Source organism: Leptospira chreensis (assembly GCF_016919165.1).
Taxonomy (GTDB): Bacteria; Spirochaetota; Leptospiria; order Leptospirales; family Leptospiraceae; genus Leptospira_A; species Leptospira_A chreensis.
In genome coordinates this window covers 221,776-245,804 of record NZ_JAFFPS010000008.1, presented here as the reverse complement: position 1 = coordinate 245,804, position 24,029 = coordinate 221,776, and the positions used below count along the sequence as shown (strand labels likewise).

Sequence of the window (24,029 nt, the reverse complement as noted above, 5' to 3'; positions counted from 1 at the left end):
TCACTCGTATCTTTAGTCGGTTTTCTAAAAAGATTGCCTTTAGTTTTCCTTTGGCTGAAGAATATACCCTTGTGGGAAAGACGATTGGAAACCCCATCCGCAAACGTGTGATTCCTGAAACCTTAAACATCCGCCAAAACGAAAACCTTCATGAAGGAAAAAAGAATACAGTCAATGTGTTGGTATTAGGTGGGTCCCAAGGAGCCAGACAATTAAACCAAATGATTCTCAAAACAATGGAGAATCCAGAGATTGCATCGAAATATAAATTTCGCCTTCTCACTGGTACTTCGTTATACGAAGAAACAAAAAGCAAATCCGTTGGGAATGCAGAAATTATTTCTTATGCCAATGATATGAAACCCAATTACGAATGGGCCAATATCGTTGTGGCAAGATCTGGTGCCGGAGTCCTTGCCGAATGTTTAGTTTTTGGACTTCCGATGGTTCTCATTCCCTATCCTTATGCCGCAGACAACCATCAAAAAGAAAATGCCAATTATATCGAATCCCAAGGCGCAGCGGTGACCATTCACTCCACATCGGATGATCCCACAAGGGTATATTCTTCAGCCAAAGGAAAACTAAAGGCAATCTTTTTAGAAAACCGACTAAAGATACGAGTGATTTTTCCTGGGACACAGTTTTGTTCACAGAGATAGAGTTGTTTTCTAAATAGAATTGCATAGAGGATGGATGGAAGGCTCGAATACCCACCCATTCCAATCACAGCACGGACTTTCAATTTACGAAAAAGGAGGATGGTTTTTAAGAAAGGAAAAACAAATAAAAAAGGATAAACAATTGTTCTTAGGCCGCCTAACTGAGGCACATTATGCCAAAGTACAGTGCATGGTGGATTTAAAAGATCGGGATTGTCTTTGTTCCGCACAAGTGAATGCAGATAGACCGCATCAAATCCAAAGGTGGATATCTTTTCTGCCAAAACTTCGGCAAGTGCCACTCCGGGAGATATATGACCACCGGTTCCTCCGGCTGCAATTAAAACAGATCCACTCATAATACCAAATTCTCTTTACTCGTGATGTTGGCAAGAATTCCGAATAGGATAAAAATTGTTATGAGGGAAGATCCTCCATAACTTAAGAAAGGAAGGGAAATTCCTGTCACGGGAACAATCCCAGTCACAACAAAAAGATTCAAAATGGTTTGGAAACCAAATAGAATGAGAATCCCCGAACCCAAGAAGAACCCGAGTTTGTCTTTTGTACGTTGGAGTAAAAAGTAGATCCGAACAAAAAGAAAAATCACAACGAATAGGAATAATAGAAATCCCAAAAATCCAAAATCCTCAACAAAAGAAGCCATAACAAAGTCAGTGTGACTATAGGCCAAATACCTGTGGGCATAACCGGAACCTACGGGACGACCAAAACTTCCGCCATCAAAGAAAGCTCGAAAACTGGTAACAAGCTGGTGGCCTTCATCAAACCGAAATTTATATGGATCAAGCCAAATCTCCAATCGTTTTTTGCGATATCCTACTTGAGTCACAAGAACCACAAGGAGGGGTAAAACCGAAGCTCCTAAAATGAAAAGACGTTTCATCGGAAATCCTGCCAGCAGAACAAAGAAAAATAAAACCAGAAGGAGTTCGATGGTCGTTCCAAACGCAGGTTCGATCACAATGAGAACTAAAGTAGCAAAAATTAATAAGACAGATACGATCTTCTTTCGATCCCATCTTACTTTTTTAAAATCGAAATTGTAAAAGAAATAAGAGGAAAAAAGTAAAATACTGATCTTGGAAAATTCAGAGGGTTGGATTTGGATTCCTCCAATTTGGATCCAACGATTGAAACTCCTTCCGTAACTGGTTCCCACTGACTTTCCAAGCCCAGGGATAAAAACAGAGATCAGTAATAACAAACTAAAAACAGAAAATACAAAGGACCATCGTACCAAAAATTGGTATGGAATTTGGCTAAAAACTAAAAAGCTAAAAATCCCAAGCATTCCCCAAATGAGTTGTTTGTTTAGATAATAATTTGAATCGGAAAACTCTCGTTCGGCGGGAATGACGGAGGCACTGTACATAATGACAACCCCCATTCCAAAGAGTAAAAAAATTCCATATAACACCGGTCCATCAAACCTCGAGTTCCCAAAGCGAAAGAGGTTTTGTATTGACCTGTAGATTTGCATAACTGTCGTTTTGTGTGGAGATGGTCGGTTATTGGATCTTCAGTGTAGACAAGGTAATGATGGCAAGGATGATTCCAATGATCCAAAACCGGATCACGACTTTTTCCTCGGACCAACCTGACAATTCAAAATGGTGGTGGAGTGGAGCCATCTTAAAGATTCGTTTTCCCGTAAGCTTGAAAGAACCCACTTGTAAGATTACACTCACGGCTTCCGCCACAAAGATTCCCCCAAGGATCACAAGAAGGATTTCTTTTTTTAGCATAATCGCAACAAGACCAAGGGTGGATCCAAGAAATAAGGAACCAGTATCCCCCATAAAAACTTGGGCAGGATGGCAATTGAACCATAAAAATCCGAGTAAAGCCCCAGAAAGCCCTGCCAAAAAAACAGCATACTCATGCGAACCTGGAAGGTAAGGAATGTGTAAATAATTCGCCGCTGATGGAGTTCCCGATACATAAGAAATGAGAGCAAATGTAGCCGTGGCAATCACAACCGTTCCCGAAGCAAGTCCATCCAGTCCATCAGTAAGATTCACTGCATGAGAACTTCCAATTAAAACAATAATCGCAAAAGGAACGGCTAAAAATCCTAAATTCCAAACAGGTCCTTTGACAAAGGGTAAAAATAAATCCGTGATAGTAAAGACAACCCCTTTGGTGGCGATCAAGTTGGACTTACCTGTAAAGTAAAAGTAAATAGTGGTAATGGATACAGCAAAGAAGATGGTCACAAGAAATTTGGTTCTCGCTCTCATTCCTCCTTTGATTTTTTTTACCGACTTCATGTAGTCATCTGTAAATCCAAGTCCTGCAAATAGAATGGCAGATACAAGAAGTAACAAAACATTTAAGTTCCGTAAATTTCCCCATAACAGAGTGGAGACGGTAAGAGAGAGGATCATAATGAGACCTCCCATAGTCGGAGTTCCTGATTTGGCAGCATGGGACTGGGGACCATCGTTACGAACCGATTCTCGAAACTTCAAAGACAGAAGAAAAGAAATCAATGCCTTTCCAAAAAGAAAAGTGATGAACATAGAAGTCAGGCCCGCCATCATCGCACGAAGGGTAACATAACTAAAAACTCTTAGGAAACCATAATCGTTTCCAAACGATTCATAAATCCACTGAAACATTCTATATCCCCTATCGACTAAAATCCAAATTTTGAAAAGCCTTCTCTATCTCTTCAAAGTCTATAAATTTCGTTTTTTCTTTCCCAATGATTTGGTAGGTTTCGTGGCCTTTTCCGGCAACGACCAAAATTCCATCCCGTTCGAGGAGGCCTACAGCCCTTTGGATCGCAACCCGTCGGTCTGTGATCTTTTCGTACCTTTGGAATCCGCGAGAAAATCCGGATTCAATTTCATCCAAAATGGATTCGGGAGATTCGGTTCTTGGGTTATCGGAAGTGAGAATGACAAAATCGGCAAAGGTTTCGGCAATACGAGCCATCTGCGGTCGTTTGGTGCGGTCACGATCTCCCCCACAACCAAACAAACAAATGAGTTGTTTGGGAGCAATTTCCACACAGCTTTTTAAGATATTTTCTAAGGCATCAGGAGTGTGGGCATAGTCCACAACGGCAATCCGGGAACGATCGGGAAAAGGAACCACATGAAAACGACCAGGAACCGTGGGAATTTTTTCCAAACAAGAGATCACTTCTTCCCAAGGAAATCCCAATTCATAAGCAATGGCTAGGGCGAAGGAAGTATTGAAGACATTGAAATTTCCCAGTAAGTTTGTTTTGATACTACGCACTTCAATGAAAGGGAGATTTTTTGCTTTTTTATGAAACCGGTATTCGCTATTCAAAAGAGAAAGTTTTGTATTGGAATAATTGAATTCTCCAGACTTTCCAAAAATATAAATTGGTGATTTTAATTTGGCATCAGAAATTCTTTTGATCATCGCAGATCCAAAAGGAACATCCCCTGCCACGAGTCCAAATTTATTCTTTACAGAAGATTGTTCTAAGAGTTGAAAAATTTTAAACTTACTTTCGAAATAGTCGTCCATATTCGAATGAAAATCCAAATGGTCTTGGGTTAGGTTTGTAAATCCAGCACAAGTGATTTCAAGGCCCGCCACTCGTCCTAGTTTCAATCCATGACTACTCATCTCGATAAATACATATTCAATTCCTTCTTCTAACATTTGTTTGAGTAGGAGATTGAGTGAGGAGGCGTCCGGTGTGGTATAACCCGATTCCAAAATCCGATCCATAATTTGGATTTGTACGGTTCCAATAAGGGCTGCGTTTTTACCAACTTTTCTTGCTAGGTGGAAAAGGATAAAGGTCAAAGAAGTTTTGCCATTCGTTCCCGTAATGGCAACAAGTTTCATTTTTTTAGCCGGATTTCCGGCAAGAAGGCAGGCGATTTTACCATGGGCTTCTCCCACAGCATCTTCTGTTTCCAAGATTGCCGAAAAGAGTTCCAAACCTTTTAGTTTCAAATCACGTTTGGATACAAGAACCACTTTGGATCCGAGTTCATTTGCCATTTTCAAAAAGGACTCTTGTCTTTCAGAACTGTCTTCTGGTAAAACAAAGATATCATCTTTGTTTAATTTGCGACTGTCTCCCCAGATATAACCCACTTCGAGAGAGGTTTCCCCTTTGATGAGTTTTACTTCGGGAATCCGTTTGATGAGTTCTGATAGTTTCATTGTTTTTCTGTAAGTCCCGCTTCCGGGATGGGAGGAAGCTCGATGGTGACCGTTCGGTTTCCCAAACTGATGGGAAGGAATTGGTAGGTTCTACGGTAGAGAGTTTCAATTCGTTCTGCGGAAGTATAAGCGACAATTCCGATTTTTAGCTCATCGTTTTTACGTTTTAGTTCTTCTTTGGTGGAAGTTCGTTCGTGGATTTGTCTCGTGAGTTTTGCCTTGGTAAGGCCTTGCCAAACGATGGAATAAAAAAAAATAAGGAAGGGAAATAAAACCACCAGAGGTTTTAAGGGCGAAAGAAAACCCAAAATTTGGTCTGGAATGTTACGAATGTTTCCTTTCACCTTTCCCATCTCTTATTCAATATCGGTTCTATCTTTTGAATGCCTCGTAATTTTGCAGAACGAGAGGCTCTGTTTTCCCGGATTTCTGTGTCCGTAGGCAGGATGGGTTTTTTGGTGAGGATTTCAAACTGGTCTGTTGTTTTTAGATCGCGAAAAGTCCATTTTACAATTCGGTCTTCCAAAGAATGGAAAGAAATACAGGTAAGGACTCCCCCAATTTTTAAAACATCGGAAAGTGCCCTGATTCCTTTTTCAGCATGTAACAGTTCTTCGTTGACCTCAATCCGAAGGGCCTGGAAAATCCGAGTAGCCGGATGGGATTCTTTGGGCCAAAACTTTCTCGGAATGGACGATTCCACAAGTTTCACAAGATCAGTATTGGTTTCGAATTTCTTTTTCTGTCTCGACTGTACAATGTTATTTGCAACTTTTAAAGCCCAACGTTCTTCTCCGTATTCCCAAAACACTTTTTTTAAATGGAGGACTGTGCTGTAGTTCACAACATCTGCGGCAGTTTTCCTGCCCACTTGAGGTTCGAGTCGCATATCGAGTGGCTCGTCATTTTTAAAGGTAAATCCCCTTCCCGAATGTAGAAAATGAAAGAGGGAAACTCCGAGATCCACAAGGGCGCCGTCAAGGCCTGGACATTCAATCGAATCTAAAAGTTCTTTGTCCACTTCGGAAAAATTCATTTGGAAGGGATGAACGCGGTCTAGAGATCCAATCACAGACAGGATTTCTTTTTTCGCTCGTTCTAACATGATGGCATCACGATCGATCAGAATCAGACGAGCATTGGGAAATGTTTGTAAAATCAGTTTGGAATGACCACCTTCACCGGCAGTTCCATCTAGGAACCACTGAGGGTCGGAGGACTCCGTTTTTTTGAGTAAATCGATGACTTCGCTCGGAAGTACGGGAATATGAGGAGATTCTGACACTGTTACTTTCTTACTGTATACTTGTCAAAATCCTTGCAATCCTTTAATCCTTTAGGGAGATTGAAAGTACAAATGAGTTCCTATGAAGAGCATTCTATCCGAAAAAACCTGTTCAGCATAGGGAAATTGGGTTATGCTAAAGGGGACAGGCCCAATGTGGATTGTATTCTTTGCGGTGTTCGAGACAAAAACGAAATTGTCCCCAATCTAACCATAGCAGAGACCGAACTCTCGATTGTCTCAGTCAATCTTTTCCCCTACAATCCCGGGCATATCATCATCTTTCCCAAACGTCATATCATCCATTACTTAGAGTTAACAGAAGAAGAAGCACTGGACATCCATAGACTGACCCAGAAAGCAATGCGGATCCTTGAAAAACAATGGAAGATACAGGGATTTAATATTGGTTATAACTTAGGGAAAAATAGTGGCGGATCCATTCCCCATATCCATGAACACATTGTGCCTAGATTTCCCAATGAGGCAGGATTTTTAGATGTACTTTCCAATACCAGGATTGTCATCTATGAACCCTACCAAATGTGGGATGATCTAAAACAACTTTGGACAAAAGAAGACTAAGGTTCTTAGTCTTTCTTTTGGTAGATGGTATGTCCTAAAAATTTAAAACTCTCAGAGATTCCAAACATCGTTTCCGAATGACCCAGGATTAAATACCCTTTCGGTTTCAAACTGACTTCAAAATTTTGGAACAAAGTTTTTTGTGTCTGTTTGTCAAAGTAAATCACCACATTCCTACAAAAGATCAAATCCAACTTATCAGTAATCGGAAAAGGAAAATGTAAAAGGTTGATTTGTCTAAAATCAATCAAAGCTTTCAGATGTGGTTTCGCCTCATAGAAAACATGATCCTTTTCTACGGTTTTGATAAAATGTTTTGCTTTGAGGGCTTCCGATACAGGTTCTAATCTTTCATCTCGGTAAAGACCTTTTTTGGCTGTCGCAATGACTTGTGTATCAATGTCGGAAGCATAGATTTTGCAATTCCAACCTTTTGTATTGAAGTAATCATAAACAGTAATGGCAATCGAATACGGTTCCTCTCCAGTGGAAGAAGCAGAACACCAAATCCGCAAAGTTTTTGGTCCACCACTCGCTGCCGCCTGTTCTAAGGCAGGAAAGTATTGATTCTTTAAAAATTCAAAATGGTGGTTCTCTCGAAAGAAATCCGTTTTGTTTGTCGTTATGCGATTGATGAGTTCTTGCATCTCATCGGTTGCAAACTTTGGATCGAGTTTTAATTTGGCTACATAGTTTTCAAAACTTTCGATTCCCAAAGTACGGAGGCGTGCATTCAGTCTAGACTGGACCATAATTTTTTTATGTGGTGCTAAAAAAATCCCAGCTTGTTTGTACACTAAATTTTTAATGAATTCAAATTCGGCATCACCGATTGTGTTTAAAGATGTTCGAAAGTCCAATTTGTCCTCGTAAGTGATTCGACACTCTTTTCTCGTTCTGACAAGTTGTTTTTTATAAGGGATACTAGATAATGAAAATAGGCATCGTAAAACACCTGAATGCCCGCCCCCTAACCCTCTATTTTGAGAGAACTTCCGGATTTATACCAGTTTATGAGAACCCGAGTGTCCTCATCGAACTCCTAAAACAAGGAGAATTGGACTGCGCCCTAGTTTCTTCTATCGAATGCGAACGCAATCGTGAGACTTTGGACTACACAAAAGTCGTCGGAGTTTGTGCAAGAGATGTGGTTCGTTCTGTTCTTTTCTTCCGTCATGAATCGGAACCAGGACTTCCCAAGGTACTGTATACCGACAAAGGTTCCCGTTCGAGTGTGGCCCTTCTCCAATGCCTTCTCTTTCGTGAGTTTGGCAAATTGGTGGAGGTCATTCCAACTCCGGCTTCTGAAATTTCACTGATGATGGAAAATGGAAAGGGATCTCACCTTTTGTTTGGGGATCATGCCTTATTACAAACCCCAGTTGCGGGCTACCAAGTGGTGGATCTTGCGGAATGGTGGAACCAGTCGACAGGGCTTTATTTCTGTTTTGCGTTTTGGGCCTTTCCTAAGGGACGAGTTTGGGACGATAAACTTTTTCTTTCCGCCTTAGAATATGGACTGAAGGATTTAGACTCTATCATTAAAGAAGAAAAACGCCTGCCCATAGCTGTAACCGATCGTTACCTTAAACAAGAGTTACATTATATTCCGGAACAAAAGAATTTAGATGGATTTGATTTGTTTATCAAAACAGCAAGAGAACTCAAACTCGTTTAGAAAAAACGAATTTTGTATTCCCAGGTTTTGGAATCGGGACTTTCTAAGGTTTCTTGGAGAGGAATTTGATAGGTTAAGTTTCCAAGCCCTATAAAACCTCGGTTCGAACTACATTCTGAATCTTTCGGAAACAAAACTTTGAATTGGATCCGACCTTCCCGTAGAAGCCTAGAGGTTTCTGAAATGATTTTCTTTTCTCCCGCACCTGTATCAACAACAGTGTTATCTGTTAGGTTAGGAAAATCTCGTTTTACCACTAAAGATCTAGGTTTGGATTTGATAGAAAAAGTTCCAATGAGAACGCCTTCTAAATGGATGGGATCTTCAAAATCTAATTTGTAAGACACCTTCCCCTTTCGTTTGAAATACATATCCGTAGTTTCTGATTTTTCTAATTCCCTAAACGTAAAGTCCCGAACTTGCAGATTGTTATTTGATTTCTTTTTGACTGAGGTAATGATTTCTTCTTTGGAAGTGGGAAGGAATTTGATGAGCGAGTCATTGGAATCTTTTTTTAAAGGAACCGTATAAGCAATTTCGACCGTTCCCGAACTTTGTTTCCGGAAAAGGATGGTTTCTTCATATTCGAAACAACCAAAGAAAAATAATAGGAGGCTGGTAAGGGGGAGAAATCGAAACACAACCTAGGCTTCCCATAAAGAAAGCCCAGGGTCAAGGACTATTTGGAAACGGGGTAAGCCTCGTTTCCGTGTTCTAAAATATCCAAACCTAACAATTCTTCTTCTTCGGAAACGCGAAGTCCCATTGTTTTTTTGATGATATAGAATACCGCAAAACTAGTCGGGAAAGCCCATAGAAAGGCAGTCACCACACCGATGGCCTGAGCCGCAAATTGGGCAAAGCCAGCACCGGAAAAAAGTCCTGTATCCAAACTAAAAAGTCCCACTGCCAGTGTTCCCCAGGCTCCGCAAACCCCGTGAACTGAAACCGCACCGACTGGGTCATCGATTTTGATTTTGTCGAGAAAGAGAACCGAAACAATCACAAGAACTCCAGCAACTGCCCCAATACAAACTGCTCCCGTGATACTCACCACGTCGCAAGGAGCTGTGATGGCCACAAGACCCGCGAGTCCCCCATTTAGGGTAAGACCAATTTCTGGTTTTTTAAACAAAAGCCAAGTGAGAACCATTGCGGAAATCGCACCGGCACAAGCAGACATATGAGTAACGACCGCTATGCGAGCAAAACTTCCACCCTCAATCGAAGTGGTAGAACCTGGATTGAACCCAAACCAACCAAACCAAAGGATAAAAACTCCGAGGGCTGCCATAGACATATTGTGTCCGAGGATTGGATAGACTCTACCATCGGTTTGGAATTTTCCCATGCGAGGACCAACCACAATCGCTCCGGCAAGACCTGCCCAAGCACCCACACTGTGAACCACAGTGGATCCAGCAAAGTCATGAAACCCAACGCCTTCTCCACCACCAAGTCCCAAGGTTTCTAAAAATCCACTGGAGATTCCAAAGAGACTTCCCCAAGCAAAAGATCCAAAGATGGGATAGATAAAAGCAGTGATCACAATGGAAAAAACCAAATAAGCGGAAAACTTGGTTCGTTCTGCCATGGCACCGGAAACGATCGTTGCCGCAGTTGCAGCAAAAACTATTTGGAAGATAAAGAAAGTATACTTAGCAGGATCCATATTTCCATCTTCTGAATTGATCAGGCTTTCGGCAAAAGAAGGAACTCCTACTCCAAAACCGGTGAGGACTTGAGGTCCAAACATAATTCCAAAACCAACCACCCAATAAGCAATTGCCCCAACAGTTAAATCGGAGAAGTTTTTCATAAGGATATTCACTGCATTTTTTGCTCTTGTGAATCCGGCTTCTACATAAGCAAAACCAGCTTGCATAAAAAATACAAGGAAGGCTGCAATGCAAGTCCATACCCAGTTTGCTTCTTGTTTGGTGGTCTCTAAAGCAAGTTTTGTTTCTGCGAGAGACGTTTTGATACTTGCCATTTCCCGGGCCAAGTTCTCTAAACTTTCTGCGTTTGTGGATTCTTCAGCTCCTATGGAGGAGCCAAGAAGAAGAATCGTAATCAGTAAAAAATTTCCAAACTGTTTCATATATTTTCCTTAACCGACTTTCTGCGAATGTGATTCTAACCTTAAAAGTGAGGTTTTTAATTCCAAACTTTGAGGTGTGTTTTTTACGCCTTGTTGCAACACTTTGATTGCTTTTGGTTTCGCATTTTCTTTCAAATAACATTGTGCCAGTAAGATACTAGCTTTCGCAAAACTATGATCACTCGAAAGAGCCATCTTTAACGCTCGTTTTGCTTCCGAAATCATTCCTGCTTTGTAATAAGCCCTTCCCATCATAAAATGAGAGGCTGCTGTATTGTCCCCGGAGGTTCGCAAATACTCTTCTAGATACCGAATCGCTTCGTTGTATTTTCCGTCTCGGTAGTACATCTTTCCTAAAAATACTAAAATTTCTTTGAGAGAGGAATCAATACTGAAGGCTTTGAGGGCTTGGGCATAAGCCTCTTCCATTTTCATTTTAGAATTGGATTGTTTCGCCATTTGTATGTAATGCGAAGCTTCGGGAATGGAATCCCCACAATACAGAAAAAGGAAACTCAAATCATCCCCATTGGGAACTTCGCCTTGGTAAGCTCTAAACCGTTCTACAAAGGCATTGGCAAGTTTTTTCAGATCTACTTTTCCACGACCTTCCATCACAAGCCGTTCTCTTTCATCTTGTAACCAAGTGAGGATTCGGTCCACTCCCACCTCGTCTTTTAGATGGTTTCTTTGTTCACTAAATCCATCCGAGATTAAAAGTAAAAAATCACCGGGCTCTAATTTCCCTTGTTTCTCTTCATAATCGATCTTTCTTACGGGAAGAATGCCAAGAGGAACTCCTTTGGTATCATACTGAATAAAGGTATCATCAGCGGCTTTGTAGTGTAACATACGCTGGTGGCCTGCATTCACATAACCAAAAGTATAATCGCTAAAGATCCGAACCATAAAGGCTGTGAAGTAAGTGGATTCCGGAAGTTGTTCTCTTAGTTTTTCACCGAGTTCTTCCATAATCTCCGTGAGTCCAAGTCCTGCCATCACCGATCTACGGAATTGGTGGTGGATGGCCATAGTTACTAGAGCCGCTGGAATTCCATGTCCCGATACGTCGATGTTAATCGCTGTTAAGGAATGGCCTTGTCTCACAATGTCAACCAAGTCCCCGCTGACTTCCGCCATCGGTTCGTAATGACTAGCAAAGTAGATACCGTTCCAAGCACTTAAATCTTGGGGAAGGATTTGGCTTTGGACGTTGCGCCCCATCTTCAAATCCCATTCTAATTGGTTTAATATGGCTGCTTCTCTGGCTCTTGCTGTGACAAGTCCTTCAATCAGCCTTACCCCATAAAGAGCGAGTGCCAGTTGCGAAGTGAGGGCTTCTAAGATTTCTAAGTCATCGATGATATAAAAATTTTCACGTTCACTTTCTACGGCGAGTGTTCCGAGAATTTCTTCCTTTTGCATGATCGGAACACACATAACGGATTTGGTTTTTTCTCCCTCATCAAAGAAGTGAGCAGAGCGAGTTAAGTCGTTAACAAGAACTGGTTCTTTGGTTTCAAAAACGGAACCAGAATAACCTTCTCCCATCACTAAGTTACGGCGAGGTGGTTCTGTTTCTTTGACAAACTTAACAGGGACAAGATACTCTCCATCCCAAAGTCGAAGCGTTGTATTGTCCGACTCAAATATTTCCTGACAGATCAGGATGACCTTGGAAAAGAGTTGGTCTTCTCTATCTAAATTGGCAAATTCTTTGGATATGTAGAGAAGGATCGCAATTTTATCTTTGTCTGTTAATCCTCCCACGACTTTGTTTTGTCCGCGGAAGTTGACGAGCATTCGTTTGGAAACTTTGAAATCAACCATATAGGATACCTTTCTGATTTAGATGCAAGTATCGTACCGACAGTGCATCTCGCCTAAAGAAGTCAGAATATCCTATAATTCTCTACATTCTGTTCCGAATTTCAGCGAAAGGAATAGAAAGCATTTATGGAAACCATCCAAATTGCTTACTAAATAGACAAATGGTGTTCTTCATTGGAACTGGATTTGGATTTGGGCGGCGAATCTGGTCTCAGCTCCCTCTCTTTCCGGCACACTTAAGCCCGATCTTTGGAGAGAAACAGAATACAAATACCCTTCACCAATCTCCGAAGGAAAGATCGAACCGGCAATTCCAAGAGAAGCTGTGTAGAATCCTCTGAGCGTTGAGTCCGCACGAAACTCTCGTCCGAGTCCTGTTAAAAACTGGAAAGATTCTATTTTGCCAATCGCTAAACCGATGTTACCTGCATACATTGTCCGAACGGGATATGCGAAGGAATTTTCTCCTCCATTGACAGAGATTTGAGAGCGTTCAAAAAACGTCCGGTGACCTTCGATTTGTAAATCGACGGATTCGGTAATTTTATAACCTAAACCCACTAGCAGTCGTTCGGGGAGTCGTTCCTTTAGTTTTTCTGATCCTAAATATTTATCAAACCGGTAACTTCCCGGGGATTCTAAAATCACACCTAAGCGAAAGTTGCCATATTGGAAGGCAGTAGAGGCAGATACGTTCCAAGAGTATGAACTATACCCACCCATCCTTCCGGAGACTCCAGGTCCCAAATGTAAGGCAAAGGATAAATACTCATTCCACTTCCAACTGACAAAACCTTGGAAGGCGTAATTGGAAAATCTTTCATCAGCAGGAAAGGATCGTAGAAAAACTGGTTTCCCGCGAAACCCAAACCCTAAGGAATCAGAATAAGAATAGTATAAAGCACCCGATAGGTATAAAGGGGATACTTTTGGATTCGCATAACTTCCGTTTACTCCTCCGTCAACGATATGTTTGGTTTGGTTAGAAAGAAAAGCTGTATTTCCATACATACTTCCCATTGCATTTTTTGTGACTACTCCCGAGGATGAGAGTCCCAGTAAATAAGCAGAGGGGTAAGCCGATTCATAACCCGAAACTTGTGCCGATAAACTTCCAAAAAAACTGGTGGAAAGGAAGAGAGCAAATACAAGGAAATACCATTTTCTTTTGAAAATCATTTACTGCCATTACTCCAAAGATTTATTGGAAAGAAAAGGGATTTCCGATGACAAAACCCATGTACAAACAATTTCGATCGCCACAAGGATGGTATTCTTTTCTGTTTCCTGCGAATTGGGAACATATGGTCGTCGAGGAAATTCCTGCCTTTTTCCATCCGAATGGTGGTGGTGCCTTACAAGTTTATGCCTTTGAATCCAAATTAGAAGAATTCAACGTAGACCAAGAATTAGAAAACTATCTGAAAATCCATGAAATTGATTATGATGCAGAAAACGTGGCAATTTTTGAAAACAATGAAGGATCTTCCATTCGTGCCTGTGAATTTTTAAAGGAAGACCGAGTATGGATGGTCTATATGGTAGCCAATCGAATGCGAATGATTCTTGTGACTTATAATTCCGATGAAGAAGTGGGTGACGAACTTTTCCAGCAGTTAACCAACATTATCAGCTCGGTTCGATTTTTGAATTAATTTATTTCCCTTTTTTACTTTACAGAACCTAATTTTCGTTTAGTCTCAATTCCACTCTTTAGTGCCGAATTTAGGAGACAGTATGAAAAAGATAGGTTACGGAATTGGTGCGGTCATCGCAGGCATTCTCCTCATAGTAATCATTGCCTTAGTATTTGCCGGAAGTTTTATCACTCCGAGTTTTCTTGTCAAACAAATCGAATCCGCAATCAATGTGCGTGCCCATGTAGATTCCGTCAATATCAGCTTCTTCAATGTTCTTTCGGGAATTGAAATTGAAGGCATTGTCCTTGCCCCACGGGATGAAGTAGCAAACAAAGGCACACCCCTGGATGAAAGAAAATCAAAACCAAAAGGCCTCATTCAACTCGGGAAAGCCGATGTTAAAATTTCCTTTTTAGCCCTTCTCACAAAAACCTTAAAGGTAAATAAAATCGTTCTAAAAAAACCAGAGATTTCTCTAACGATGAACGAAGATGGGGGAAACAATCTCACCTCTCTTTTTAAAACACCAAAAATTGTGGATGGAGAAAAGAACCCGGCTCTTTCGGCAGAAGCCATTGCAGAAAAGAAAAAAGAAGCCGAGGAAGAGGCCAAAGAACAAGCAAGTGCCCCGCCTTCCGGACCTTTTTCGATCAAAGACATTCCCATTGCCATTAAGATGGGTCTTGTGGGAATCCAAGAAGGAAACATCCAAGTCAATATGCGTAAAACTGGTCAAGTCATCCAAATTCAGAAATTGGATTTAGAACTGAAAGACATTGATATTGATGGAAGTGATTTAGAGTCGCATAACAGTTTGAATGTGAATTTTGATGCTGACGTGACTATTGTTGGCAGAAACAAAAAGGAAGCAGCTAAGTTTATATTGGAGACGGATGGGAAAGTGGTTCCCTTTGTTGTGAAGTCTGGACTTGTGAATCCCAAAGTCATTTACGAAGTCACTATGAAGGAAGATTCTTTTGTTTCTGGATTTGCGGCTTTTGATGCCATTGCGGGAGAACTTCCTGTAATGAACCAAGCCGGACTCAAACTAGACAAATTAAAAGAAAAAGCGGAACTTAAAAAAGATGTTTCCTTTAAAGTAGAGTATAGCAACGGCAAGGTGACCTTTTTAGATGAACCTACCTTCCCCACAAAAAACTATGACTTACAAATCACCAAAGGATCTTATATCGTTACCACCACAAACTACCATGAGATGAAAATGGGAATGTTGTATGATGAAGACGAATCCAAAAAGTCTTTGGCCTCTCTAGATGAAAAAATCAAACAGGCGACCAAAGGCCAGGGAGATACCAAAGCCCTTCGTAATAAAATTGTGGGAAACCTTGTTAAAGACGAAAGACTTTTCATTCCTTTTCGCACTTACGGAGACATTCGTAGTCCGAGTGTAGAACTTGGGGTGGGCCTTGGAACGCTTACCGATCTCATTGGTGGGGCTGTAAAAGAAGTGATCAAAGGGAAAGCTGCCGATGCCTTAAAAAAAATACCCGGTGCCGGAGATGCACTCAAAGGACTTGGTTTCTAAATACCAAAAGTACATAAAAAAGGGACTAAAAACTTAGTCCCTTTTGGAATCTGTTCTGACTTCTAGATTAACTTTACGTCAGAGTTAATGGTGCGTTTTTTCTATCGACCACCACCAGATCTCTTTCTCATACTTGCATCCAATACTTTTTTACGAAGACGCAAACTTTGTGGAGTTACTTCCAAAAGTTCATCATCGTCCAAAAATTCAATGGATTGTTCCAAAGTCAGTTTCCTAGGTGGAATGAGGCGGATTGCTTCATCCGAACCAGAAGCCCGAACGTTGGTTAATTTCTTTTCACGCACTGGGTTGACTTCTAAGTCAGAATCCCGGCTATTCATTCCAAGGATCATACCAGGATAAACGGCAACTTGTGGTTCAATGAAAAGGTCCCCACGTTCTTGCACTTTCCAAAGCGCATAGGCAGTCGAATCTCCAGAGTCCATAGAGATAAGAGCTCCGTTTTTACGACCAGGAATTTCGCCTTTGTATTTATCAAACTTAAGGAAGCGGCTAGACATAACACCTTCTCCGCGAGTTTCCGAAATGAAATGTCCTCTAAATCCGATAAGCCCACGCGTAGGAATGATGTATTCCACTCGAGTGATTCCAGAAGTATGAGCATCCATTCCTTGTAACTCACCCTTACGACGGTTGAGTTCTTGGATACAAGCACCAGAGAATTGGTCCGGTAGATCCATTACGAGTGTTTCGTAAGGTTCTATCTTTTCATTTGCTTCATTGTATTTGATGATTACTTCGGGACGAGATACTTGAAGTTCGTATCCTTCTCTTCGCATGTTTTCAATGAGGATGGATAAGTGGAGTTCTCCACGTCCTAAAATTTTAAAACGATCTTTATCTTCCGTTTCTTCCAAACGAAGTGCTACGTTAGTTTCCAATTCGCGGTCAAGACGTTCCCGAAGGTTTCTTGTGGTTACGAACTTACCTTCTTTACCAGCAAACGGAGAGTTGTTTACCATAAAGAACATGGAAACAGTTGGCTCTTCCACTTGGATGGCTGGAAGTGGAAGTGGATTGCCGAAGTCACAAACCGTGTCCCCGATAAATACATCTGGAATTCCCGCCATAGCCACGATATCCCCAGATCCCGCTTCATCGATTTCGTAGCGAGTGAGTCCTTCGTATCCATAGAGTTTTGTGATTTTATAATTAGCAGTGGATCCGTTGGTTTTAGCAAGAGTGACATCCGCACCCTTTTTCATCGTACCTTGGTAGATTTTACCAATGGCAATACGACCCACGTATTCATTATAATCAAGTGCAGTGACTTGGAACTGGAGTGCTTTGTCACTATCTCTTTTTACTGGAGGAACATGTTCTAAAACTTTATCTAGAAGTGGTTCAATGTTAGCACCAGGAACTTCAGATAGATGATTTACAGCCCAACCTTGTTTTGCCGAAGCATAGATGATGGGGAAGTCCAACTGTTCTTCTGTAGCACCTAGATCACTGAATAGGTCAAAAACCTTATCCACCGAAAAACCAGGTCTTGCACCTTCACGGTCTACTTTATTCACCACTACAATCGGCTTGTGGCCCAGTTGGAGTGATTTCCCAAGTACGAATCGTGTTTGTGGCATGGGTCCGTCAAAAGCGTCCACAAGTAGGAGTGTACAGTCAGTCATGGACAATACTCGTTCCACCTCTCCTCCGAAGTCAGCGTGACCTGGAGTGTCTACGATATTAATGCGGGTTCCTTTATACTTAACCGAAGTGTTTTTGGCAAGGATCGTAATCCCTTTTTCTTGCTCCAATGCATTGGAGTCCATGAGTCTCTCTCGGTCTTCTTTCGCGGTTACGGCGCCCGTATGGCGAAGGATACAATCTGTGAGTGTCGTCTTACCGTGGTCGACGTGTGCGATGATGGCGATGTTGCGAATTTCCATTGTTTTTACCAGAAATTCTAATCCAGTTAGGCTGTAAATGGGGATTTACGTTTGACAAGAGGTGCCTATCAGAAATCCTGGTAAGAACTACATTCGAGAAAGAGATTAGGATAGTTATATGTTCGCCATCATTGAACTTGGAGCCAAACAATTTAAAGTGTCTCCTGACCAGGTATTCGTCGCAGAAAAAACAGGAAACTCGGTCGGAAGTACAGTAGAAACTAAAGTCCTACTCCTTTCCGATAACAATAAAGTAAACATTGGATCGCCAGCGCTTTCCGGTGCAAAAGTGACTTTAAAGGTATTAGAAGACTGTAAGGGTGAAAAAATCCACGGCTTTAAATACAAAAAGAGAAAGAATTACAAGAGATCTTGGGGTCACAGACAACAACTCCAAAAACTCCAAGTAGTATCGATCAACGGATAATTGATTTATAGTAAGATTTTTAAAGAATTAGGAGGGAAAATCGCAGGAATCCAACTGGAAGGACATTCTCCCAAGAACTTAGGTTCAAAAGGCGAAAACCTTTTGTGTGCTGGAGTCTCCACTCTGATACAGAGTGCACACTCTTATTTAGCATCACAAAACAGTTTGGAATCGGAAGACAAACGAGAAGGACACTTAGAGTTTTTAGTGAAACGAGACCAAAGGGATGGCTACCAAAGCCTACTTTCCATGGTTGAGTTTGGACTAAAAAGTTTAGCCGATTCTCATTCCGATGCGATTTCTATCCAAGACGTAATCATAAAGGGGTAAACAATGGCTACAAAGAAAGGTGGTGGATCCACAAAGAACGGTCGTGATTCGGAATCGAAAAGACTTGGTGTAAAAGTTTACGGTGGTCAACTTGCCATTGCAGGGAATATCATCGTTCGCCAAAGAGGAACACAATACAAACCCGGAAAGAACGTCGGGATTGGACGTGACCATACTCTATTTGCTTTAGTTGACGGGATTGTGACTTTCGAACACGTAACGAGAGAAAGACAACAAATCTCCGTTTACCCGAAAGTATAATCCTCTCTCTTACAGAGAAGAGGCAAAACCCGTTTTAGGATTTCCTTAAACGGGTTTTTTTTTGACCAAAGGATATTATGAGCGGATTTATAGACGAAGTACCCATTCGAATTCGAGCCGGACACGGAGGGGCAGGTTCTGTCCATTTCCATAAAGAAAAGTTTGTCGAATTTGGTGGTCCCGACGGGGGAGACGGTGGCAAAGGAGGAGATGTGATCATTTTAGCCGAAGGGCGAATGATGACTTTGGAAAACTATTTGCCCGATCGTTTGTATGCAGCTAATGACGGTGAACCAGGCCTTGGACAAAACAGGCATGGAAAAAATGGCGAAGACTTAGTCCTAAAGGTTCCTGTAGGAACTCAAGTTCTTGATTCTGTGACCATGGAACTTCTCTACGATTTCAATTTTGACGGCGAAAGTTTTACCATTGCCACTGGGGGACGAGGCGGCAAAGGAAATACATTTTTCAAAACTTCCATACAACAAGCTCCCAGATATAGCCAACCAGGAGAGGAAGGTGGTGAACTTTCCTTATTATTAGAATTAAAACTACTCGCAGACATTGGAATTGTCGGACTCCCTAACGCCGGTAAGTCGACCCTTCTCGCAAAAATCACTCATGCCCATCCCAAAATTGCAGGTTATGCCTTCACTACGCTTTCCCCTAACCTCGGTGTAGTGCATCGACATGAAGATTTGTTTCGTTATACGGTAGCAGACATTCCGGGAATCATTGAAGGGGCTTCTCGTGGTGTGGGTCTTGGAATCAGTTTTCTCAAACACATTGAAAGGGTCCAAGGGATTTTGTTTTTGTTTGATGGTGGGAATTTACAATTAGAAGAAGAATTGGAAATGCTCCGAAGTGAACTTGGAAATTACAATGAGTCCCTACTCAGTAAAAAATTCTTAATTGTGATTAACAAAATGGACATCTGGGATAATGATCCCGAATTCACTGCGGAGATTCAAAAGAACTATTCTCATCTAGGAGAAATCATTTGTATTTCGGCAGATAAGGAGTCAAACCTAGACTACCTACTCGAACGAATTGATAAAGTATTCTTTCCTGAAAAATCGAAGTTAGTTTATGAAAACACGTAAGGAATTTTTAAACTCCATTCAAAAAGCCAAACTCATCGTTGTAAAAATCGGAAGTGCTCGCGTCTCCGGTGAAGAATCCAAGATCAATGATTTTTTATATGATTTAGTCGGTGACATTCGCACTCTTCGGGACCAAGGAAAAGAAGTCATTCTTGTTTCCTCTGGTGCCATTGCCCAAGGAAAAAAACTTTTGGGAGAAAAAAACGGAAATGTTCCCAATGGAAAAACAACATTAGCCGAAAAACAGGCGTTTGCTGCGATGGGCCAAAACAAACTTCTGAATCTATATGAAAGTTTTTTTAGCCGAGTCAATATCCCGATGGCACAAATTCTTTTTGGAAGAAAGGACCTAAACGAAGAAAAAAGTTTTACCAATCTCAAACAAACCTTCCGCCAACTTTTGGATTGGGGAATTTTACCAATTGTGAATGAAAACGATTCTGTTTCTACCGAAGAAATCAATTTGGGTGATAACGACATTCTTTCTGCGATTGTGGCCTCCATTGTGGGTGCTGACCTCCTCCTCATCCTAACGGGAGTCGATGGATTCTTAAAAGAGAATACAAAAATTGATTTATTCACAGAGATCACAAGAGAAACAGAAAGTTTGGCCACAGGACCTTCTGGCCCTGGAACTGGTGGTATGTTTACCAAAATCAATGCCGCAAAACTTTTATTACCTTACGGTATCAAAACAGGAATTGTGAATGGCGAAAAAAAACATGCCATCTCTCAATTTTTTGAAACAGAAAGTTTCGGAACTTTAATTGCCGATAGTGCTTTCCCTCACCGAATTCCTAATGCTTCTGAAATCCAATCCCATTTCTTTTCTTTACCTTCGGAGTGAATTATGGCAAATGAATTGACAAATTACGCGAAAGACCTAGCAACGAAAGCCAGACTAGCGAGTCGAGGTCTGAAAGGCCTAAACACCATTCAAAAAAATGCCGTCCTCTTGCGTGTGGAAGAACTTCTTCTAAAGAACGAATCCGCAATTATTGAAAAAAACCAATTGGATATAAAGAGCGGAAAGGAAAAAGGTCTCTCTTTGGCGATGATGGACCGCCTACTTTTGGATTCCAAACGAATCAAGGGAATGGCAAAAAGTATCGAAGAGATTCGTAACCTTCCGGATCCTATAGGCGAAGTGGTTCGCGGGACCATCTTACCCAATGGACTAGAACTTCTCACCAAACGCGTGCCCATCGGTGTGGTGATGACCATTTTTGAATCTAGACCCAATGTGATCATTGATATTGCCTCACTTTCTTTTAAATCAGGGAACGCTTGTATTTTGCGAGGTGGATCCGAGGCCTTTCATTCCAATTTAATTCTTTCTTCTTTATTCCATGAAGCCATTGAAGAAGCAAAAATCCCAGGTGTGACAAAAGATGGTGTGACCTTTGTGGAAAATACAAATAGAGAGGCAATGGTTCCTTTCTTTCAATTGGATGATCTGATTGATGTGATTGTTCCCCGCGGAGGTGAAGCTCTGATTCGGTTTGTATCGGAAAACAGCAAAATCCCTGTCATTAAACATGATAAAGGTGTGACTAACCTTTATCTTTCGAACCACGCGAATCCCGAGATTGTATTTCCGATTCTTGTGAATTCTAAAGTACAACGTCCTGGGGTTTGTAATGCCTTAGAGAATTTATTCATCCATAAGGATTATGCGGATATTTCTGGATTACTCTCCAAATTAGAGGCCTCCGGAATTCAAGTTCTGGGTGACGCTTCCATTCAAAACATACTTCCTTCCGCCAAACTAGCGTCAGAGGAAGATTTTTATACAGAATTTTTAGACACAAGACTCAGTGTTCGGATTGTTTCCTCCGTCTCTGAAGCCATGGAACACATTCGAAAGTACAGCTCGGGTCATACGGAATGCATTCTATCCGAAGATGCTTCGGAGATTCGCAAATTCCAACAGGAACTCGATAGTGCTGCTATTTTTGTAAATTGTTCCACTCGGTTTCATGATGGTGGTGAGTATGGTCTTGGAGCTGAAGTGGGAATCTCTACAGGGAAACTCCATGTACGGGGACCGATGGGGCTTATCCACCTAACTACGACAACTACCTATGTAACGGGAAGTGGACAAGTTCGCGGCTAAGATGGAAGTTTTCTTTTTTGGAGGAAGTTTCAACCCCCCACACCGGGGACATCGCCATGTGATTGAAACCGTTTCCAAGTTGTATCCCCATGCCCTTCTTTATGTTTGTCCGAACTTTGTTTCTCCTTTTAAAGTTGGGGAAAAGTCTTTTACCCCAGAGGAAATTTGGAATCTTTGTTTAGCAGAATTTGAAGGACTCCTTTCCGAAAATGTCATTCTTTGGGACGAGGAAATCAAACAGACAAATATCAGTTATACGGTTGATAGTTTGAAGACTTTAAAGTCGCTGCATCCCCATTCTGAGATTTCTCTCGTCATCGGGGAGGACAATTTAGAATTTTTTGACAAATGGAAGTCCTATTCTGAAATTTTAAGTTCCACCAAACAGATCCTAGTGGTGCGAAGAGAGACTCCTTACCCAAAAGAAATCCTGATTCCTCCTTTTCTTTCGGAGTCCCAAGTTAAAATTTTGGAGAATCCGATCCTCCCGATGAGTAGCACGGAAATTCGAAAGATTTCGAATGGAGACTGGGAGAACCAATTCGTTTCGCCAAAAACAAGAGAGCTTGCCATGCAGTTTTTAAAAGAAAAACAAGGGAAAGGATTCGAATGATTCCTTCTCCATCGGCAAACCTAGAGGACTGGACTGCTTTCTTCCAAAAGGAAGTCCCAAACCATGTCACAGAAACCCGGTTCCAACATATCTTGCGAGTGGCAAACTATGCAGAATCCTTAGCAAAAATTCATAACTACCCTGTTCCCAAAAAAGCTTATCTTGCTGGACTTTGTCACGACATCACCAAACAAAAAAAAATGGAAATCCACTCGGAGTTATTTCAAAAGTATTCGGTAGATACTACGGGAATTCCCTCCCAAGCCCTTCATGCTTTTTCGGCTCCTTTATGGCTTGAGAGAGAATATGGATTTTTGGATTCCGAGATTGCAAAAGCCATCTCTTCCCATACATTGGGAAACCTGGATCCTTCCCTTTTGGACAAAATTCTCTATGCCGCGGATTTTTTGGGTTCGGACTATGCCTTGCGCCAACCGGCACTTTCTGAGTGGGTAGAGAAAACAGAGGAAAACCTGGACTACGGCGTTTTTATGAAAGCCTTCCAAACCATTTTCTTTCTGATGGAAAAAAAGGAAGTCATTCATCCCTATACGTTTCATACGTATAATCAATCTGCGAATAATCTAAAGGAAACCAAATAGATGTTACGTGAAGCTCCGAAAAAACAAACCATCCCTGCAAAAACACTTTTGATTGCGGCAGGGTCCTTCTTTTTAATTGCATTACTTTTTCTAATCTTTCGCTCCAAAGCGGGATTTTCCCTAGACCAAAAGTTTTCCCAGAGCAAACGACTCCCAATCTTATTCTCGGTGTTAGGTGAAAAAGATGAATATTTGTTCTCACTCTATGCTGAATTTTATCCAAATGAAAAAAAGGCAGCCCTCTTCTTTGTAAATCCCAAAACAAGTTTTGATGATGGGGATAAATCACTCAAAGAAAAAGGAAGTTCGGCACCATCTTACGTGGAATCGGTTTTGGAAGATACTTTGGATTCCAATATCCCTTTTAAAATTGTTTGGACAAAACAGCAATTCCAGAATTGGGTTAATTTACTGGGTGGACTCAATCTTTTTTTTGAACCGAAGTCGCTTCATATAACAAAGAATTACGCAAGAAACAAACAAACTTATATTTTAGATGGGGAAGATACTTTTGATTGGATGAGTTCGCTTGCGGACGATTCTATGATTTCCCATATCCGTCGTTTGGAAATTCAAGAGACTGTTTTATTGACTGTCCTCGAAGCCATCCATGAAAAAAAGGACTTACTCGGAAAACAACGCGTCGCCTATCTCCACTCTCAGATGACAACGAACCTCTCTTTGAAAGAGTGGGAAACACTAGTCGATTTTCTAAAAAAAGAAAAAATCAACTTTGGTGTCTCCGAAGTGCCAGGCGAACCCATTGGTCGACCCAAATTCAAAGACGAAGTTTTAAAGGCGAATGAAGAAACCGTCAAAGTTGCCTTTCATAAATTTTCCAGTGAACTTCGGTCTCTTTCCTTTAGCGAAGGGGAGCGGGCCCGGATTGAAGTCCTGAATGGAACCCCAAAAAATGGGCTTGCCAGATACGGGAAGGTGCTTCTGAATGATAAGGGTCTGAAAGTTCTCTCCGTTGACAATGCCTGGGATTCTAGTTTTAAATCCAGTATCATCTTAAACCGCTCCGGAAACACACAGTACACGGATATCATCTCCGATACCTTCCAAGGACGAAGGGTTTACTTCGCTCTTAGGAAAGATCTGGGACTCGATGCCACTGTGATCCTCGGGGAAGATTTTCAAAATTCCAAGGACTAA

At 41.4% G+C, this 24,029-nt stretch carries 25 protein-coding genes and 1 pseudogene; 14 read left to right on the top strand and 12 right to left on the bottom strand.

Features of this window, described 5'->3' with window-relative positions; genetic code table 11:
• Nucleotides 1-662 (top strand): UDP-N-acetylglucosamine--N-acetylmuramyl-(pentapeptide) pyrophosphoryl-undecaprenol N-acetylglucosamine transferase (locus JWG41_RS02920; protein WP_269750420.1); only part of this gene is annotated, 662 nt, incomplete at its 5' end.
• Here JWG41_RS02920 and JWG41_RS02915 read toward each other — a convergent pair.
• The 6 genes and pseudogenes from JWG41_RS02915 to rsmH form a co-directional block, all read right to left on the bottom strand.
• Nucleotides 578-1,021: pseudogene (locus tag JWG41_RS02915) on the bottom strand (UDP-N-acetylglucosamine--N-acetylmuramyl-(pentapeptide) pyrophosphoryl-undecaprenol N-acetylglucosamine transferase); the annotation flags it as partial. The gene JWG41_RS02920 and the pseudogene JWG41_RS02915 sit on opposite strands and share 85 nt — an antisense overlap.
• On the bottom strand, nucleotides 1,018-2,166 hold the full coding sequence (locus JWG41_RS02910; protein WP_205268452.1) for an FtsW/RodA/SpoVE family cell cycle protein: 1,149 nt from the start codon (nucleotides 2,164-2,166) through the stop codon (nucleotides 1,018-1,020). The pseudogene JWG41_RS02915 and the gene JWG41_RS02910, both read right to left, overlap by 4 nt.
• Nucleotides 2,167-2,194: 28 nt before the next feature.
• Nucleotides 2,195-3,307: a phospho-N-acetylmuramoyl-pentapeptide-transferase gene (gene mraY, locus JWG41_RS02905; RefSeq protein ID WP_205268451.1), complete on the bottom strand. Its 1,113-nt coding sequence runs from the start codon at nucleotides 3,305-3,307 to the stop codon at nucleotides 2,195-2,197.
• Between the two features lie 10 nt (nucleotides 3,308-3,317).
• On the bottom strand, nucleotides 3,318-4,844 hold the full coding sequence (locus tag JWG41_RS02900) for a UDP-N-acetylmuramoyl-L-alanyl-D-glutamate--2,6-diaminopimelate ligase (protein WP_205268450.1): 1,527 nt from the start codon (nucleotides 4,842-4,844) through the stop codon (nucleotides 3,318-3,320).
• Complete coding sequence (locus JWG41_RS02895; protein ID WP_205268449.1) at nucleotides 4,841-5,197, bottom strand: hypothetical protein; 357 nt, start codon at nucleotides 5,195-5,197, stop codon at nucleotides 4,841-4,843. Before JWG41_RS02895 ends, JWG41_RS02900 begins: the two co-directional genes overlap by 4 nt.
• Nucleotides 5,185-6,129 carry a 16S rRNA (cytosine(1402)-N(4))-methyltransferase RsmH gene (gene rsmH, locus JWG41_RS02890; RefSeq protein ID WP_205268448.1) on the bottom strand — a complete coding sequence of 315 codons (945 nt, stop codon included), beginning with the start codon at nucleotides 6,127-6,129 and terminating at the stop codon, nucleotides 5,185-5,187. The genes JWG41_RS02895 and rsmH overlap by 13 nt, the downstream gene beginning before the upstream one ends.
• Before the next feature lie 72 nt (nucleotides 6,130-6,201).
• Here rsmH and JWG41_RS02885 point away from each other — a divergent pair, with 72 nt between their 5' ends.
• Nucleotides 6,202-6,714, top strand: coding sequence for an HIT family protein (locus tag JWG41_RS02885; RefSeq protein ID WP_205268447.1), 513 nt, complete (start codon nucleotides 6,202-6,204; stop codon nucleotides 6,712-6,714).
• A 5-nt stretch (nucleotides 6,715-6,719) separates the two neighbouring features.
• Here the strand turns inward: JWG41_RS02885 and JWG41_RS02880 are convergent, their stop codons facing one another.
• Nucleotides 6,720-7,574, bottom strand: coding sequence for a CheR family methyltransferase (locus JWG41_RS02880; RefSeq protein ID WP_205268446.1), 855 nt, complete (start codon nucleotides 7,572-7,574; stop codon nucleotides 6,720-6,722).
• 71 nt (nucleotides 7,575-7,645) lie between these two features.
• Between JWG41_RS02880 and JWG41_RS02875 the strand changes: the two genes are divergently transcribed.
• Entirely contained in the window at nucleotides 7,646-8,392 is a 747-nt protein-coding gene (locus JWG41_RS02875; RefSeq protein ID WP_205268445.1) for a menaquinone biosynthetic enzyme MqnA/MqnD family protein, read from the top strand.
• Here the strand turns inward: JWG41_RS02875 and JWG41_RS02870 are convergent.
• The 4 genes from JWG41_RS02870 to JWG41_RS02855 form a co-directional block, all read right to left on the bottom strand.
• Entirely contained in the window at nucleotides 8,389-9,033 is a 645-nt protein-coding gene (locus JWG41_RS02870) for an LIC11874 family lipoprotein (RefSeq protein WP_205268444.1), read from the bottom strand. The two genes, JWG41_RS02875 and JWG41_RS02870, sit on opposite strands and share 4 nt — an antisense overlap.
• 38 nt (nucleotides 9,034-9,071) lie before the next feature.
• Nucleotides 9,072-10,493 (bottom strand): ammonium transporter, encoded by a 1,422-nt coding sequence (locus tag JWG41_RS02865; protein WP_205268443.1) that lies wholly within the window; start codon nucleotides 10,491-10,493, stop codon nucleotides 9,072-9,074.
• 9 nt (nucleotides 10,494-10,502) lie between these two features.
• Nucleotides 10,503-12,323 carry a GAF domain-containing SpoIIE family protein phosphatase gene (locus JWG41_RS02860; RefSeq protein WP_205268442.1) on the bottom strand — a complete coding sequence of 607 codons (1,821 nt, stop codon included), beginning with the start codon at nucleotides 12,321-12,323 and terminating at the stop codon, nucleotides 10,503-10,505.
• A 171-nt stretch (nucleotides 12,324-12,494) separates the two neighbouring features.
• Nucleotides 12,495-13,502: a hypothetical protein gene (locus tag JWG41_RS02855; protein WP_205268441.1), complete on the bottom strand. Its 1,008-nt coding sequence runs from the start codon at nucleotides 13,500-13,502 to the stop codon at nucleotides 12,495-12,497.
• A 47-nt stretch (nucleotides 13,503-13,549) separates the two neighbouring features.
• On the opposite strand from JWG41_RS02855, the gene JWG41_RS02850 reads away from it, so the two are divergent.
• Nucleotides 13,550-13,978: a hypothetical protein gene (locus JWG41_RS02850; protein ID WP_205268440.1), complete on the top strand. Its 429-nt coding sequence runs from the start codon at nucleotides 13,550-13,552 to the stop codon at nucleotides 13,976-13,978.
• A gap of 82 nt (nucleotides 13,979-14,060) precedes the next feature.
• Nucleotides 14,061-15,509, top strand: coding sequence for an AsmA family protein (locus tag JWG41_RS02845; protein WP_205268439.1), 1,449 nt, complete (start codon nucleotides 14,061-14,063; stop codon nucleotides 15,507-15,509).
• A gap of 101 nt (nucleotides 15,510-15,610) precedes the next feature.
• On the opposite strand, the gene typA is transcribed toward JWG41_RS02845, so the two are convergent.
• Nucleotides 15,611-17,419 carry a translational GTPase TypA gene (typA, locus tag JWG41_RS02840; protein ID WP_205268438.1) on the bottom strand — a complete coding sequence of 603 codons (1,809 nt, stop codon included), beginning with the start codon at nucleotides 17,417-17,419 and terminating at the stop codon, nucleotides 15,611-15,613.
• Nucleotides 17,420-17,537: 118 nt separating this feature from the next.
• Here typA and rplU point away from each other — a divergent pair, with 118 nt between their 5' ends.
• From rplU to JWG41_RS02795, 9 genes are all read left to right on the top strand, one after another.
• Nucleotides 17,538-17,846 carry a 50S ribosomal protein L21 gene (rplU, locus tag JWG41_RS02835; RefSeq protein WP_002982882.1) on the top strand — a complete coding sequence of 103 codons (309 nt, stop codon included), beginning with the start codon at nucleotides 17,538-17,540 and terminating at the stop codon, nucleotides 17,844-17,846.
• Nucleotides 17,847-18,176, top strand: a complete 330-nt coding sequence (locus JWG41_RS02830) for a ribosomal-processing cysteine protease Prp (RefSeq protein WP_205268437.1) — start codon at nucleotides 17,847-17,849, stop codon at nucleotides 18,174-18,176.
• A gap of 3 nt (nucleotides 18,177-18,179) precedes the next feature.
• On the top strand, nucleotides 18,180-18,437 hold the full coding sequence (gene rpmA / locus JWG41_RS02825) for a 50S ribosomal protein L27 (RefSeq protein WP_205268436.1): 258 nt from the start codon (nucleotides 18,180-18,182) through the stop codon (nucleotides 18,435-18,437).
• A gap of 77 nt (nucleotides 18,438-18,514) precedes the next feature.
• Nucleotides 18,515-19,540 carry a GTPase ObgE gene (obgE, locus tag JWG41_RS02820; RefSeq protein WP_205268435.1) on the top strand — a complete coding sequence of 342 codons (1,026 nt, stop codon included), beginning with the start codon at nucleotides 18,515-18,517 and terminating at the stop codon, nucleotides 19,538-19,540.
• A complete protein-coding gene (gene proB, locus JWG41_RS02815) occupies nucleotides 19,527-20,387 on the top strand; it encodes a glutamate 5-kinase (protein WP_205268434.1) in 861 nt (286 codons plus the stop codon). Before obgE ends, proB begins: the two co-directional genes overlap by 14 nt.
• 3 nt (nucleotides 20,388-20,390) lie before the next feature.
• Entirely contained in the window at nucleotides 20,391-21,656 is a 1,266-nt protein-coding gene (locus JWG41_RS02810) for a glutamate-5-semialdehyde dehydrogenase (protein ID WP_205268433.1), read from the top strand.
• 1 nt (nucleotide 21,657) lies between these two features.
• Nucleotides 21,658-22,269, top strand: coding sequence for a nicotinate-nicotinamide nucleotide adenylyltransferase (locus JWG41_RS02805; protein WP_205268432.1), 612 nt, complete (start codon nucleotides 21,658-21,660; stop codon nucleotides 22,267-22,269).
• Nucleotides 22,266-22,871, top strand: a complete 606-nt coding sequence (gene yqeK / locus JWG41_RS02800) for a bis(5'-nucleosyl)-tetraphosphatase (symmetrical) YqeK (protein ID WP_205268431.1) — start codon at nucleotides 22,266-22,268, stop codon at nucleotides 22,869-22,871. The genes JWG41_RS02805 and yqeK overlap by 4 nt, the downstream gene beginning before the upstream one ends.
• On the top strand, nucleotides 22,872-24,029 hold the full coding sequence (locus JWG41_RS02795) for a LytR C-terminal domain-containing protein (RefSeq protein WP_205268430.1): 1,158 nt from the start codon (nucleotides 22,872-22,874) through the stop codon (nucleotides 24,027-24,029).

Excerpts from the sequence above, each read along its gene's own strand:
- rplU (WP_002982882.1), top strand. The coding sequence starts at position 17,538 with ATGTTCGCCATCATTGAACTTGGAGCCAAACAATTTAAAGTGTCTCCT.
- typA (WP_205268438.1), bottom strand. The coding sequence starts at position 17,419 with ATGGAAATTCGCAACATCGCCATCATCGCACACGTCGACCACGGTAAG.
- yqeK (WP_205268431.1), top strand. The coding sequence starts at position 22,266 with ATGATTCCTTCTCCATCGGCAAACCTAGAGGACTGGACTGCTTTCTTC.
- JWG41_RS02845 (WP_205268439.1), top strand. The coding sequence starts at position 14,061 with ATGAAAAAGATAGGTTACGGAATTGGTGCGGTCATCGCAGGCATTCTC.
- JWG41_RS02805 (WP_205268432.1), top strand. The coding sequence starts at position 21,658 with ATGGAAGTTTTCTTTTTTGGAGGAAGTTTCAACCCCCCACACCGGGGA.
- JWG41_RS02885 (WP_205268447.1), top strand. The coding sequence starts at position 6,202 with ATGAGTTCCTATGAAGAGCATTCTATCCGAAAAAACCTGTTCAGCATA.
- rpmA (WP_205268436.1), top strand. The coding sequence starts at position 18,180 with ATGGCTACAAAGAAAGGTGGTGGATCCACAAAGAACGGTCGTGATTCG.
- JWG41_RS02875 (WP_205268445.1), top strand. The coding sequence starts at position 7,646 with ATGAAAATAGGCATCGTAAAACACCTGAATGCCCGCCCCCTAACCCTC.
- JWG41_RS02855 (WP_205268441.1), bottom strand. The coding sequence starts at position 13,502 with ATGATTTTCAAAAGAAAATGGTATTTCCTTGTATTTGCTCTCTTCCTT.
- JWG41_RS02910 (WP_205268452.1), bottom strand. The coding sequence starts at position 2,166 with ATGCAAATCTACAGGTCAATACAAAACCTCTTTCGCTTTGGGAACTCG.
- JWG41_RS02810 (WP_205268433.1), top strand. The coding sequence starts at position 20,391 with ATGGCAAATGAATTGACAAATTACGCGAAAGACCTAGCAACGAAAGCC.
- proB (WP_205268434.1), top strand. The coding sequence starts at position 19,527 with ATGAAAACACGTAAGGAATTTTTAAACTCCATTCAAAAAGCCAAACTC.
- obgE (WP_205268435.1), top strand. The coding sequence starts at position 18,515 with ATGAGCGGATTTATAGACGAAGTACCCATTCGAATTCGAGCCGGACAC.
- JWG41_RS02895 (WP_205268449.1), bottom strand. The coding sequence starts at position 5,197 with ATGGGAAAGGTGAAAGGAAACATTCGTAACATTCCAGACCAAATTTTG.
- JWG41_RS02795 (WP_205268430.1), top strand. The coding sequence starts at position 22,872 with ATGTTACGTGAAGCTCCGAAAAAACAAACCATCCCTGCAAAAACACTT.
- JWG41_RS02900 (WP_205268450.1), bottom strand. The coding sequence starts at position 4,844 with ATGAAACTATCAGAACTCATCAAACGGATTCCCGAAGTAAAACTCATC.
- mraY (WP_205268451.1), bottom strand. The coding sequence starts at position 3,307 with ATGTTTCAGTGGATTTATGAATCGTTTGGAAACGATTATGGTTTCCTA.
- JWG41_RS02865 (WP_205268443.1), bottom strand. The coding sequence starts at position 10,493 with ATGAAACAGTTTGGAAATTTTTTACTGATTACGATTCTTCTTCTTGGC.
- JWG41_RS02860 (WP_205268442.1), bottom strand. The coding sequence starts at position 12,323 with ATGGTTGATTTCAAAGTTTCCAAACGAATGCTCGTCAACTTCCGCGGA.
- JWG41_RS02850 (WP_205268440.1), top strand. The coding sequence starts at position 13,550 with ATGACAAAACCCATGTACAAACAATTTCGATCGCCACAAGGATGGTAT.